General features: G+C 62.0%; 13 protein-coding genes. 5 read left to right on the top strand and 8 right to left on the bottom strand.

The window, feature by feature from the left end:
• Window positions 1–456: ABC transporter ATP-binding protein (locus LJE93_15455; protein ID MCG6950310.1), on the bottom strand; the 456-nt coding region annotated here is incomplete at its 3' end.
• A 263-nt stretch (window positions 457–719) separates the two neighbouring features.
• Here LJE93_15455 and LJE93_15460 point away from each other — a divergent pair.
• Both LJE93_15460 and LJE93_15465 read left to right on the top strand, forming a co-directional pair.
• A complete protein-coding gene (locus LJE93_15460) occupies window positions 720–1,781 on the top strand; it encodes a ketoacyl-ACP synthase III (GenBank protein MCG6950311.1) in 1,062 nt (353 codons plus the stop codon).
• 156 nt (window positions 1,782–1,937) lie between these two features.
• A complete protein-coding gene (locus LJE93_15465; GenBank protein ID MCG6950312.1) occupies window positions 1,938–3,812 on the top strand; it encodes an Rne/Rng family ribonuclease in 1,875 nt (624 codons plus the stop codon).
• Between the two features lie 74 nt (window positions 3,813–3,886).
• On the opposite strand, the gene LJE93_15470 is transcribed toward LJE93_15465, so the two are convergent.
• The 4 genes from LJE93_15470 to LJE93_15485 form a co-directional block, all read right to left on the bottom strand.
• Entirely contained in the window at window positions 3,887–4,423 is a 537-nt protein-coding gene (locus LJE93_15470) for a transcriptional regulator (GenBank protein MCG6950313.1), read from the bottom strand.
• Window positions 4,424–4,619: 196 nt separating this feature from the next.
• A complete protein-coding gene (locus LJE93_15475; GenBank protein MCG6950314.1) occupies window positions 4,620–5,513 on the bottom strand; it encodes a DUF4097 domain-containing protein in 894 nt (297 codons plus the stop codon).
• 35 nt (window positions 5,514–5,548) lie between these two features.
• Window positions 5,549–6,205: a zf-HC2 domain-containing protein gene (locus LJE93_15480; GenBank protein ID MCG6950315.1), complete on the bottom strand. Its 657-nt coding sequence runs from the start codon at window positions 6,203–6,205 to the stop codon at window positions 5,549–5,551.
• Complete coding sequence (locus LJE93_15485; protein MCG6950316.1) at window positions 6,202–6,744, bottom strand: sigma-70 family RNA polymerase sigma factor; 543 nt, start codon at window positions 6,742–6,744, stop codon at window positions 6,202–6,204. The genes LJE93_15480 and LJE93_15485 overlap by 4 nt, the downstream gene beginning before the upstream one ends.
• A 155-nt stretch (window positions 6,745–6,899) precedes the next feature.
• Here LJE93_15485 and apaG point away from each other — a divergent pair, with 155 nt between their 5' ends.
• On the top strand, window positions 6,900–7,307 hold the full coding sequence (gene apaG, locus LJE93_15490) for a Co2+/Mg2+ efflux protein ApaG (protein MCG6950317.1): 408 nt from the start codon (window positions 6,900–6,902) through the stop codon (window positions 7,305–7,307).
• Here apaG and LJE93_15495 read toward each other — a convergent pair.
• From LJE93_15495 to LJE93_15505, 3 genes are read right to left on the bottom strand one after another with little or no spacing between them, the layout of a single operon-like run.
• On the bottom strand, window positions 7,304–8,008 hold the full coding sequence (locus LJE93_15495; GenBank protein MCG6950318.1) for a cytidylate kinase-like family protein: 705 nt from the start codon (window positions 8,006–8,008) through the stop codon (window positions 7,304–7,306). The two genes, apaG and LJE93_15495, sit on opposite strands and share 4 nt — an antisense overlap.
• A 40-nt stretch (window positions 8,009–8,048) precedes the next feature.
• A complete protein-coding gene (miaA, locus tag LJE93_15500) occupies window positions 8,049–8,972 on the bottom strand; it encodes a tRNA (adenosine(37)-N6)-dimethylallyltransferase MiaA (GenBank protein MCG6950319.1) in 924 nt (307 codons plus the stop codon).
• Complete coding sequence (locus tag LJE93_15505) at window positions 8,969–10,156, bottom strand: hypothetical protein (protein ID MCG6950320.1); 1,188 nt, start codon at window positions 10,154–10,156, stop codon at window positions 8,969–8,971. Before LJE93_15505 ends, miaA begins: the two co-directional genes overlap by 4 nt.
• A 155-nt stretch (window positions 10,157–10,311) precedes the next feature.
• On the opposite strand from LJE93_15505, the gene LJE93_15510 reads away from it, so the two are divergent.
• Window positions 10,312–12,882, top strand: a complete 2,571-nt coding sequence (locus LJE93_15510; protein ID MCG6950321.1) for a protein kinase — start codon at window positions 10,312–10,314, stop codon at window positions 12,880–12,882.
• A 56-nt stretch (window positions 12,883–12,938) separates the two neighbouring features.
• Window positions 12,939–13,343 (top strand): hypothetical protein, encoded by a 405-nt coding sequence (locus LJE93_15515; GenBank protein ID MCG6950322.1) that lies wholly within the window; start codon window positions 12,939–12,941, stop codon window positions 13,341–13,343.
• Window positions 13,344–13,374: the final 31 nt, after the last annotated feature.

The raw sequence follows: 13,374 nt of genomic DNA on the forward strand, positions 1-13,374 counted from the left end.
ATGGAGGACCGCCTGCGCGATTTTGAGGCGCTGTGCCATGCCGGTCGAGAATCCTCGTACCGGGGTCCGGCGACCCGGGTCCAGTCCAACTAATTCGAGGCATTCTCTGCACCGCTTTTCGGGCTCCGCGATGCCCCTCACCCTGGCGAAGAATCGGAGATTCTCCATCGCGTCCAGTTCCTCGTATACCGCCATCGACGGCGCCACAACTCCGAGGTGGCGGCGCCAATTCTCGCGCTCGGCTTCCTCCTCGCCAACCAAATGGTTCACCGTCCCGCGGGTGGCCCGAGTGAGGCCGCAGAGAATCGCCATGAGGGTCGACTTGCCGGAACCGTTGGGCCCGGTGATCACCAGCACCTCGCCGGCCATAGCCTCGCCCGAGACCGATCTGAAGACGACCCGCAGGTCGTAGCGCTTGGCCAGGTCGCTAAACGAGATTCGGACGCCGTCTGCCATCGCCTGAACAATACCACCCACCCGCCGTTTTCTGGCAACTCGGAGTTCGCGAAGGCTGTTGGATGTTGGATGCTGGATGTTGGATGCTGGATGCTGGATGCTGGATGCATCAAATCCATGAATCCTCGTTCTGAACTGTCAAGTGTTTGACACCCAAACCGATATCCAATATCGAAAATCCAAGATCGGATATCCAGAATCCCGCGTCGAGCCATTCGGGCGATGCGGCTGGGATATCATTCCCCCCAGCAAAGGAGGCGCTCATGCGTTCGGTGATCACCGGAACCGGTATGTACATTCCGGAGGCCAGTGTCGACAACAACGCTCTCGCCAAGCTGATGGACACCTCGGACGAGTGGATTCAGGTGCGGACCGGGATCGTCAAGCGGCAGTACGCGGCGCCGGACCAAGCCACCTCGGACCTTGCTGTCCCTGCCTGTGCCCGGGCGTTGGACAACGCGGGCCTGAAACCCGAAGACATCGATTACGTGATCTTCGCGACCATGACACCGGACTACTTCTTCCCGGGATCGGCACCCTTCCTGCAACGCAAGCTCGGGCTCGAGCAGGTTCCGTGCCTCGACATCCGCCAGCAGTGCGCCGGCTTCATCTACGCCCTCCAACTCGCGGACGCGCTGATCCGCTCCGGCCAGTATCGCCGCGTTCTGGTGATCGGGGCCGAGGTTCACGCGTCACTAGTTCCCTGGAGCGAACATTCGTGGAGCGTGGCGTTGGGACATGACCACGATCCTGTCTCGAAAGAGGATTACGCACGAAACACCGAAACCAGGGACCGCGTTGTGCTCTTCGGAGATGGCGCCGGCGCGGTGGTCGTCGAGGCGCGCGAGGACGGCGACCGAGGAGTCGTCGACTGCCTTCTCCACACCAACGGTGACGAGGCGGAAAGGCTCTGGACCAAGGCCGCGGGCAGCGCCTTCAGGCCCTATATCCGGCCGGAGATGATCACCTCCGGCGATGTGACTCCCATCGTCGAAGGGCGCAAGGTTTATGCCCTCGCTGTAACCTTCATGCCCCAGGTGACCCTCGAGATCCTGGAGCGCAACGGTTTGACGACCGATGATCTCGACCTCGTGATCTTCCACCAGGCCAATCTCCGCATCAACGAAGGCGTGCAGAAACGCCTGGGTCTGCCGGATGAAAAGGTGTTCAACAACATTCAAGATTACGGCAACACCACCGCCGGCACCATCCCTATTGCCTACCACGAGGCCCTCGAACAGGGCCGCGTCAAGCCGGGCGACCTGGTGGCCTTCGTCGGCCTCGGCAGCGGGCTGAACTGGGGGGCGGTGCTCTATCGCTGCTGACCCAACGCTCCAACGTTCAAACGTTTCAACGTTCGAACGATCCCGATCCGAAACCTAACAAAATTCAAAACTTATGCTACCCTGTGCGCGCGGATGGAGCAGCGACCGATGACCAACCGGACCCTCCCCGCATGAATTGAATGAAATGGAGACGTCGTGACACGACGCATGCTGATCAACGCGCAGCGCCCTGATGAGGTGCGCATCGCCATCATCACCGACGACATCCTCGACCGGTACGAGGTTTCGGCCACCGAATCGGGCCTCTGCCGAGGCAATATCTACCGTGGAGTGGTTGCCAATCTGCAACCTTCGCTGGACGCGGCCTTTGTCAACTTCGGCGCCGAAAAGGATGGACTCCTGCGGGCCGATGATGTGGTCTCAGAGGCCTATCACAAGAAACCGACCACTCATGAGAAACACCCTCGGATAGATCGCATTCTCGAGCGCGGGAAGCCGATCATGGTCCAGGTGGTCCGAGATGGGGTCGGGCGTAAAGGCGCCCTGGTCACAACCAACCTCAGCATCGCGGGACGGTATCTCGTGCTGATGCCGTACGACGATGTGCGCGGAGTCTCGCGCAAGGTCGACGAGGAAGAACGGCAGGAGGTCAAGGAGCGGGTCGGCAAGCTCGATCTGCCCGAAGGCTGCGGTGTGATCCTCCGCACCAACGCCCTCGACCAACCCCAGAGAACCCTCAACCGCGATCTCAACGCCCTCCTCAGGTTGTGGAAGAAGATCCGCGCCGAGGCCGCCATTGGCAAGGGACCGCGGCTCCTCTACTCAGACCAGGATCTGATCGTACAGGCGTTGCGCGACTCCTTCGACAACTCGATCGAGGAGATTCTGGTCGACGACGACCAGGCCTTCGAGAAGGCTCAGGGTTACATGCGGACCTTCACGCCGAGAGCCGTCAAACGTCTCATCCGCTACACGGACCGGATGCCGCTCTTCAGCCGCTACAACCTCGAAGAACAGATCGACCGGATTTACCAACGCAAGGTCGAGCTCCCGAGCGGCGGCTCGATCGTGATCGACGGCACCGAGGCGCTGACCGCCATTGATGTCAACTCCGGGCGATCCACGCGCGGCGGCAGTCAGGAGGAAACCGCCTTCAAGACCAACCTCGAGGCTGCGTCCGAGGTGGCTCGGCAGCTCCGACTTCGCGATATCGGCGGCCTCGTGGTGGTCGATTTCATCGATATGCGATCACCGAAGCACCAGCGCGAAATTGAAAAGACGATGCGGGACGCGATGAAGGACGACAAGGCGCGGACCGCTGCCAGCAAGATTTCGGAAAACGGCCTGCTCGAGATCAATCGCCAACGTCTGAAGAAAGCGCTTCAGCTTCGAACCCACCGCCCCTGTCCGACCTGCAGCGGCGCCGGGACCATCGCCAGTCCGGAGTTGATCGGCCTCAACATCCTCCGTCGTATCGAAACGCGTGCGGTCACCGGCCGCCTCGGAGGTGTGCGGGTCGAGCTTCATCCGGAACTCGCCGACGCGCTGCAGAACGAGAGGAGGCAGGAGCTCGCCAACCTTCAACGCGAGTTCGATATCGACATCGATATCATCGCGGCTTCCGGGCTCCACCGTGGCGAGGAGCACATCGAATGGTACGATCGGGCCAAGGACGGAGAACACGCCGCTGCAGCGGCCGTGAGCGCTGCCAATCTCGCCGACGGATTATCGAAGAAAAAGAGCGTCAAGCAGAGCACACCTCCCGCGGAGAAGGGTGAATCAGCCGACGGTGACGACGATGCAGCGAAAGCCGCTCCGGCCAAGAAACGGCGCCGTCGCGGGGGTCGTAAGCACAAGAAGGCCAAGGCGCCCGACGGCACCATTGAACAGAAGGCACCGACCCCACCCGAGAGCGGAGAGCAAGCGGGTGCGACCGACGCTCCCGAAGAGGAGAATGCGAAACCGGCCGCGAAGAAGAAACGGCGGCGCCCGCGGAGATCGAAGAAGAAGAAGACGGCTGCCGCTCCTGCTGAGGAAGCTCCCCCTGCGCCAGATCCGTTTGCGTACTAGGAACGTTCAACGTTTAAACGTTCGAACGTAAAAGGTTGCCCGCGAGCACCGCCCGAACTTTCGCGTAGCGGCGACTATTCTTCGTCCACGTGCGGAAAGACCTTGGTATCGACGCCGACCTCGTCGCCAATGAACTCCAGCGCCTCTCTCAGGTCCTCGACCTCCAGCTGGGGCGGTACCTTCACGACGGCCGACATCGTGAAGAGTGGCGAGCCACTCATCGGTGCCGCCACAACCTCGGTCGTCATCGTCTCCATATTGATCCCCTGTTCCGCAAGGTAGCGTGATACCTGGTGGATGATCCCCATGTGGTCGGCTCCGAGAATCGTGATCGCGCACGGCACCGCCGACGTCTCTTCGGGCTCAGAAACCTCGCTGAGACGCGTCTGAACGTCGTACCGCGAATAGTGAACCTCGGACAACGCCTTCCGCAGCTCATCCACGGTCTCTTCCGGCGCAGTCACGAACATGAGCATTGCGAAATCCCCTCCAAGCCGGACCATGCGGCTTGATTCGACGTTGCCGTCATGCCTGAGGATGATCTCCGCCATTTCTTCGACAACGCCGATACGATCACGACCCGCGGCTGTCACCACCAGCTGTTTGCGCATCGGGGACCCCCTCCCAGCGCCGAAGATGGCACCCGACCATGTTACCCCGAATCGTTTCAGCACACGCCCGGGGAGTGCGGTGCATCACAGGCCGCGACAGAGGCCTCATCAGTGAACGGAATCAGAAGAAAGGGGCGCGGCCAGACGACCCGGCCGCGCCAGTCCTCTTCGAGGAGGAGGAAAAAGATGGTGGTTCTCAGCGAGTGATCAACCTGATCGATCCGCTGAAGCTTTCGAGCGAGATATCGGGACCACCGGTGCCAGTGTTGAAGCTCAGCTCCTTGCCCGGTGTGTATTTGCTCGTCCGCTTCGGTTCCGGTCCGATCTGGTTCTCGATCGAACCGGAAAAGGTCGTGAGATCGAACGATGCGACCAGATTTGCGTCGATCGTCAGCGTTATCGTCCCGTCCATCGTTTCCATATCGAGGCTGCTGCCCGGGTTGGGAACTGCGTGACACGTGATGTCGCCCGAAACCGTCTCGAAATCGCCGCCGTCGATCACACCACCGTGAATCGTGATACTGCCGCTGACATTCTCGGCATCGAGCATTCCGCCGGCTTCACGCACCTCGATCAAACCGCTGACGGAGGAGATATCGGCCTCGTGAGGGGCGCGGTTGACATAGATGCTCCCACTCACGGTCTCGACATCGAGCTCCGCAGGCGTGCTCGCGATATCGACCGCACCGCTGACCGTCTCGACCTCCAGCTCACCGGAGAGGCCGGTGACGGAGACCGAAGCGCTCACCGTCTCGACCGACAGGGCAACTCCTGCCGGAACACGAATCGTCAGATTCGTATCGACGTCCTGTCGCCCGTGGTATTGCTCATCATATTCCACCTCGATGTAGACGCCGTCTTCATCGGCATCGATCTCGAGATCCTCGACGCCATCGCCGAGAGTGCCGGTCACCTCCACGAGGTTCTGACCCCACGCCTCAATCGTTACGGTGCCCGAGAGGACCTCGATTCCGACCTCGGAATCCGGGTTGATCGGAAGGCTCTCATTGACCGGTTGAGCGGTCCAGCCAACACCGACCATCAACAACGCGGCGATCAAAATGCCTGTGTTCGTTGCGATTCTCTTCATTGTTACCTCCAAACCCGGCCAGCCGGGTATTTCGTTCAAATCTCAGCCGGCAAACGGACCGCGCGTTGCAGCAGATCGATCTGCCGCCGGTACGCGCCCGCCAATTGCTTCATCAAGAGTTCGTTCTCCGGGTCCTCGCCGAGCGCCACGGATATCCTGTCCATCGCCTGATCGATCAACAGAAGATTGTCCATCACCACTGCGATGGTTTCCGGCGAGAGCTCGTCCTTTCGCAGATCCAGAGCGTGCAGGAGTTCATTCCGTCTAGTCTCGTAACCGTCGACACCCAGACCCTCGAATGATGCGAGCAGGATCTCGGATGGCCCTCCCGAAACGACAGCCGGCCCCTCAGCGACGACAACCGCCTGCGACCGCCCGATGAGATACGCCCCGATCACGGCCGACACGATCACCACCGCAGCAGCCGCGGCGAGCAACGCTCGGTATCCGAATCGCCCGCGCACGACCTTTCCCTCCGATATCCGAGCGGCAATGCTGGGCCAAAGGTCCCGTGGCGGCTCTTCGGAGCGAGGAAGGGAGGCCGCGAGATCGCGCAACTCGAGAATCTGTTCGAGAGATTCGGAGCATGACCTGCAACCGGCGAGGTGCGTACGAAGATCATTGGCTTCCGCTGGATCGAGCCGCCCATCGAGATACTCATCAAATCGATCGGCTGATTCGTGGCAATTCATGATGTCAACGCCTTTCTCAGCAACCGGCGCGCACGATGCAGCTGCGCTTTCGACGTGCCAACTGCAAGGCCCGTGAGACGCGAGATCTCCTTGTGTCGGTAACCCTCGATGTCATGCAGCACGAACACCGTTCGCGCGCCCTCCGGTAACGCCCTTATCGATCTCTCAAGATCCATCACCTGCCCTGGTGACGGATCGGAAACGGCCTCTTCAACCGGCAGCCTGTCACCGACCGATTTGACCCGTGCCTCCCGTCTCGCGGTGCTTCGCCGGTCACCGAGTACCACATTGACAGTCACGCGATGTAGCCAGGTCGAGAACGCGCTGGCACCTCGGAAGGAACCGAGCTTCTGCCAGGCGCGCACGAAGGCCTCCTGGGCCAACTCTTCTGCGAGAGATGGATCACCGCACATTCTCAGACAGAGAAGGTAGACCCTGCCGGCATTTTCCCGGTAAAGCTCCTCGAAAGCATCGACGTCACCGCTGGCCGCTCGTTCAACCAGCCGAGTCCGGTCGTTCCGAGCGTCGACTCCGCTCATGGTCACCCTCGGTGGCGCCGTTTCTGGTACGGGGAAGGTCGCAATCGTTTCCACACCACATAAGATGCTGCAAACAGGCAAATGGTTGGTATCTCGGGCCAGTTTATCGTCCGGGAATCCGGGCACGATGATACTGGTTGGATTCTTCGAGAAGAATGGAAGGACGAACGCCGGTGGTCGATTCTGAAGCAACAACACGAGGCATCCGAGTCACGGTCCGATCGCGCTACGTGCCCGAACGCTCCAACCCGGCCCAGGGAAGCTGGTTCTTCTCCTACCGCATCCGAATTTCTAACCGCGGCGAGGCGCCCGTGCAGCTCCTCAACCGCCACTGGGTGATCACCGACGCCCACGGCAGGGTCGAAGAGGTCCGCGGACCGGGGGTGATCGGTGAACAACCGGTCATGGCGCCGGGCGAATCGTTCGAATACTCCTCGTTCTGTCCCCTCGGAACGCCCTTCGGCTCGATGGAAGGCAGTTACGAGATGGTGACCGACGCCGGCGAGCGCTTCTGGGCGAAGATCGGCAAATTCACGCTGAGCCAACCGCTGACCGTGAATTAATCCGACAAGCCTCGAAGCATCAGGCTGTGAGAGATCAAGTCGACGCAGCCACCGAGACCGAAGCGCGCGGCGTCGATTACCAGATCGAAATTGGCCATGTCCCTCAAATCGGCGTGGAAGTTCCGACGCACGAAATTCGAACGGCTGGCATCGACCTCGTCGAGCCGCTGGGCGGCCGCCTTGTGTTCCAGTCCCTCGCGCTCGGCGAGCGACGCGATACGCAACGCTCGATCCGCGACCACCCGGACTCGAAGGCCATCGTCCGGCGGCAGCACCAGGTTGGCGCCGCGGCCGACGATGATCACCCGGCCCTCGAAGGCGGCCAGGGCAATCACCCTGCTCAACATCGACACGTAGGAGTTCTGAAGAACGAGCCTCGAGTTGAAGAGGTTGAGCAGCGTTTCGGAAAACCACCCTACTCGGGTCTCGTCCATCAGCTCGAGGAGCCTGGGTTCGAGTTCGAGGCGTTTCGCCAGACCGTTGACCAGATCGCGGTCGAGAACCGACCAGCCGAGCCTCTCGCCAACCCGTCGAGCGACCTCGGCACCCCCGGACCCGGCTTCGCGTGAGATCGTCAGGTAGGGTCCCGGAACCGGCACCTCGCTCATTTCGGTCGCAGAAGCAGCACGTTCCAGCAAAGCCTGGAATCGCATCCGGATGTCGGCGGGCTCCGCCGCCACCGCAGCGAGTGGCCTGATCATCAGGGGACCCCTGTTTCATAAGATATGGCCTCTCACCGTTTTATGCCAATTCTTCGATAACGGCCTGGATGTCCTTTGGACCAATCCAGCGGATCGGCGTCCCGCGCCGCTCCATGCCGCGAAACCATGTTAGCTGGCGCTTGGCAAAGCGACCGATGGCGGCTTCCAGGTCGGCGACCATCCGAACCCGGGTCTTTTGCCCGGCCAGGTAGGTCCCGATCTCGCGATACTCGAGACCGAGCTCTTCCAGCCGGGACTGAGTGATTCCGCGGTCGAGCAGCCCTTGCACCTCCTCCACCATGCCTTCTTCGAGACGTGATCGCAATCGTTCTCCGATGCGGCGACGCAGCTCGTCCCTCTCGACCCGCACACCGTAGACCGAGAAGCCCAGATCGATCCCGGGCGGCTCGCTGTAGCGAACCGGTGCGTTTTCTTCGAACTCCACAACTTCGATGGACCGGATCACCCTCCTCTTACTCGACAGATCCGTCTTCTCAGCAAGCTCCGGCGACCTGCGCTTCAACTCTGCAACCAGGTCGTCTCTGTTCTTTTTCTCAAGGTGCGTACGCAGCTCCCCGTTCTTCGGCACATCCGCGAGGCGGTAGCCGCGGACCACGGCCTCGACGTAGAGCCCGCTGCCTCCGACCATTACCGCCGGCACCGCCGTCTCAGCAAACGGTTCCCTCGATTCCATCGTACGCAGCACCTCGTAACAGTCCTGCTGGTACCGAAAGAGCGTATAAACCTCCTCTGGATCCGCGATGTCGATCAGGTGATAGGCCACCGGGGGCGAGACCGAGGCGTATTCGCAGAGATCTTTGCCGGTTCCGATGTCGAGGCCTCGGTAGACCTGTCGCGAGTCCGCCGATATGATCTCCGACCCCAGATGGTGGGCGATCTCGACGCCGAGACGGGTTTTCCCGCTCGCGGTGGGGCCGACGATCGTCAGAATGTGGAGACTCATCGCTCGAATTGCACCCTCAGCACTGCGTCCAGCCTGTCGACACCTTCACGGTCAGTCGCCGACAGCAAGACACCGACCCGTCGCAACCTCCGCCCGGCCGAAAAGAAGGGCGAGGTCACGAGGGTACCGACCCGCAGCAGAGGATCGAAGGCATCTTCGCCCAAGGCAGTATCGAACTCATCGTAATCGGTGGGCAATTTCAGCTTCCTGGCGTTGAACAGCCGCCAGTAGATCACACGATCACGGTTCCATGACAGCCAGAGCCGAAGCATTGGCGCTGAAACCTGAAGCCTCGCATTAAGGTCGGCCAGCCGCCTCAGCCGGGGCTTCCCCTCATCCGACCACACGAAATGATCGAGGCAGACGGGGCCGAAATAACCCTCTTCGGAGAGCCTTTTGCCGACGCGGTCCGCAACCTCGCCGACCGACGGTCGCCACCGCTCGAGGGCCACGGAGTCGCGGTCGAACAGGGACCCGATGAAGGCACCATCTGCCGTGTTGACGACCTCGTAAACCTCCAGATTCTCGATGGATCCCCGGTCATTGACTTCGAAGACAGAAGAGATGTCGAGGGTCCGCCGGCGCCACCTCTCGACAAGAACACACGAATCCTCCGCCAGCAGCCGGCGCAGCACCTCGCGATCGGAGGGACTGAGGGCCCGCGAGCGAATGCGACGATTGCCGAGGCCCGCATTTCCATGGTCGGACTTCACGAGCCATCCGTCGTCGGGCTCTCGAGAGGCCATCCATTCCTCGACCTCGGCCGGGTCGAAAAAGACGCCGTGGACGTGTTGATCGCCGAACAGTTCCTCTTCGATCTCCGCTGCAAATCGCCGCCCGTTGACTCGCTCGACGATCTCGAGCGGCGGGTGAGGCGACGGGTCGTCGTAGCGGGTGTTGGCCGTTGCCGCACGGTGATTCCACCCGAATGGCACGAACCGGGCACGCATCGTAACCTTGGGCTCGACAGTAAACCCGGGTCTGGCGATGCCCTTCCTCTCCAGGTATGCCAGGAATGCGTCATCAGGCGCTTCGTCGACCAGCACGCTGTCGCCGCCGGCGGCGAGCAACAAGAGGTGCAGCGGCATCTCCTTCGCCTGCCGTCCCCTGCCGTCGGCCACCCCCTGCAACCGACGCGGGCGCAGCGACAGATCGAAGTCGGCGTTCACCAGATATTCGCGCATCGCGCCAAGGGTACACGTGCCGCACTTTGTGCTCGCTTGTGTACAATGGCGCCAGGCATCTGCGAGGGCAACGGGCACAACGGTTCTCCCGGGGAGGGCGGAAAACCGGTGGAAGTTTTGTTCATCGAATCTTCGGCGAGCGCTTGGGGGGCGAAGTGATCGGGAGCACGGTTTCCCATTACAGGATCCTCGAACGGCTCGGCGGCGGAGGCATGGGGGTCGTCTATCGCGCCGAGGACACCCGCCTCGAGCGCACTGTTGCCCTCAAGTTCCTGCCGATCGAGTGGTGCCAGGAACCCCTGCTCCGTGAACGATTCACCCGCGAGGCAAAGGCTGCCTCGGCCCTCGACCACCCCCATATCTGCACCGTCTTCGACATCGGAGAAACGCCCCAGGGACAGCTTTTCATCGCCATGGCCCACTACTCCGGCGACACCCTCAAGCAGCGAATCTTGCGAGGGCCGATGTCGATCGACGAGGTGGTGGAGATCGCGATTCAGATCGGCGAGGCGCTCGGCGCCGCCCACGAGGGCGGAATCGTCCACCGCGACGTCAAACCTGCCAATATCCTCATCACGGATCATGACCAGGTCAAGGTCGTGGATTTCGGGCTCGCCAAGCTCGCCGGAGAGGCGACCGTTACCCGCCAGGGTTCGGTGATCGGCACCCCGGCCTACATGTCGCCCGAGCAGGCCACTGGTGACGAGATCGACGGCCGCAGTGACCTGTGGGCGCTTGGTGCCGTGCTCTACGAGATGGTCACCGGCCGTCGCGCGTTCGCCTCTGGAAGCGAGCAGGCGATGCTGCTCGCGATCACGACCACCGATCCAACTCCGATCGAAACCCTCAGGGCCGACGTGCCGGCGGAGCTGCAGCGCATCATCCGCCGCTGCCTCAAGCGCAAGCCCAAGGACCGATATCAGCAGGCCTCCGAGCTGGTCGCCGATCTCAAACGTTTCCGCGGTGACCAGACGCCGGCCGAGGTCGTGACCCAGACGCTCCCTTCCGCCGCAAGCGCCCGTCGGCAGTGGTCGTTGACCCGTCGCGTTTTTCCGGTGGCAGCTGTGGTCCTGGCGGTGGTGCTGGCTGCGATCGCCTACCGGGTGTTCTACCCGGCGACCACTCGTCATCTGGTCGTCCTGCCGTTCAACTGCCCGGGAGCAGACGCGGATTCCGAGGCGTTCTGCAGCGGGCTGCTCGACACCGTGACCGCGAAGATGGCCGAGCTTCGGAGGTTTCAGTCTTCGCTGTCCGTCGTTCCCACATCCGAGGTCCGGGGGCAGGGTGTTTCCAGCGCCGATGCCGCCCACCGGGTGTTCGGCGTCGATCTGGTGGTGACGGGTTCGATCCTTCGCGAGGGTAACAGCATTCGCATCCCGATCGAGCTCGTCGATGCGGAAAGGCTGCGTCAAATCCGTTCTCGAACCATCACCACCGAAGAGACCAGCGGATTCATCGTCCAGGATCGGATTGTTGCAGTCATCGAGGGGATGCTCGACATCGAGCTCGGAGCGGACGAGAAGGCGGCGCTGATGGTTGGCGGAACGAACAACGCCGAAGCTGCAGAGCTCTTCCTCGAGGCCCGCGGCCACGCCGGCAAGACGCCCACCGAGGTTCACCTTTCGCGGGCGATGGACCTCTACCGGCAGGCGATCGAGCTCGACCCGAAGTACGCGGATGCAATCGTCCAGCTCGCCGACGCCTGCGATCAGCGGTATCAGCTCAACGGCGATTCGATCTGGCTCGAGCACGGCTCCAGCTACGCCCAGCGGGCGGTGGCTCTCGCTCCCGATCTGCCGGCGGCACAGCTCGCGGCCGGACGTTTCCAGCTCGCCAACTCCGCACACCAAGCGGCCATCTCGCACCTGCAACGAGCGATCGAGCTCGACCCGCTCGGCCTCGACGCCTATCTCCACCTCGCGGAGGCGTACGAGGCGATCGGTGAAACCGAGGTCGAAGAAGACACCCTGGCCCGCGCCGTGCGGACGGCGCCCGACGACTGGCTCACCTACTACTCGATCGGTCGATTCTTCGTGTACGAACGGAACGAATACGAACGCGCGGCGGGTTACTTCCGCAAGGTGATCGAGCTTCTCCCGGAAAGCAGCGTCGGCTACAGCGCCCTCGGCAGCAGCCTCTTCTACATGGGCGATCGGGATGGGGCGCGCGAGCAGCTCGAGCGGGCGGTCGACATCGGCTCCGATTACGAGGCGTTCTCGAATCTCGCCACCCTCGAGTTCTATGACGGGAACTTCTCCGAGGCGGCCTCACTCTACGAGCAGGCACTGGCGATGAACGACCGCGACTTCCTCGTCTGGAATTACCTCGCCGAAGCGCGGAGTGCCGCCGGAGAAGGCCCAGAGAGCTACCGGCCGGCCTACTCACGCGCCGCCGAGATCGCCGGCGCGGCCCTCGAGGCCGATCCCGATAACGTGACGCTGCTGGTCCATCTCGCGTCCTTCTCGGTCCACCTCGGAAACCAAGCGGGGGCGCTGGAGTATCTCGACCGCGCCCAAAAGGCGGGCGTCGACAACGCCGAGCTGATGTTTACCGTCGCCGACACCTACGAACGGCTGGGCGAGAGGGAGCGGGCTCTCGAGTGGACCGAGAACGCACTCAAGGCTGGGTATCCGATCGACGTCATAGAGGACTACCACGATTTCGACGACCTGCGAGCCGACCCGCGTTTCGCCGAGCTTGCGGCGACCCACAGGTCGGAAAAATAGCCGGATCCAATCGAGGACCGGCGTGACAGCCCCAAATCTCGGGGCGGGAGGTGGAAATGGAAACGACAGAAGACTTTGCTGATTTCCCGGAGATCGAACTGACCGAGGACACAAAACGCGGAACCTGGAGAATCCCGCCGATCGTTGTGCATGCCGGTGAGAGCTTTCACGTCGCCGCCGGCAACATAAAAATCTGGATGATATTCCCTGCCAACTTCGAGTTCGTACGCGGAAATGCCAGCAGCTGCACGGCTGACGAAAAATTCCTAGCGGTCGCCCTCGAAATGGGCGGTAATGCCTTGATCAGGATCCCCGAGGACTATGTCGCAGCCGGCGAAGAGAAGACAGTCAGATACTCCTTCATGTTCATGATGCGCGAGGGCGCGAGTTGGGGCGACTGGGAGTACGCCCACGGTGAGGCCAGTCCTCCGGGCATGATCATCCGCCCGAAGAAGCCATAAATTCGTTCGAGTCTCTCACGAAGAAGACAGC

The sequence above is a fragment of the Acidobacteriota bacterium genome (assembly GCA_022340665.1).
Classification (GTDB): Bacteria; Acidobacteriota; Thermoanaerobaculia; order Thermoanaerobaculales; family Sulfomarinibacteraceae; genus Sulfomarinibacter.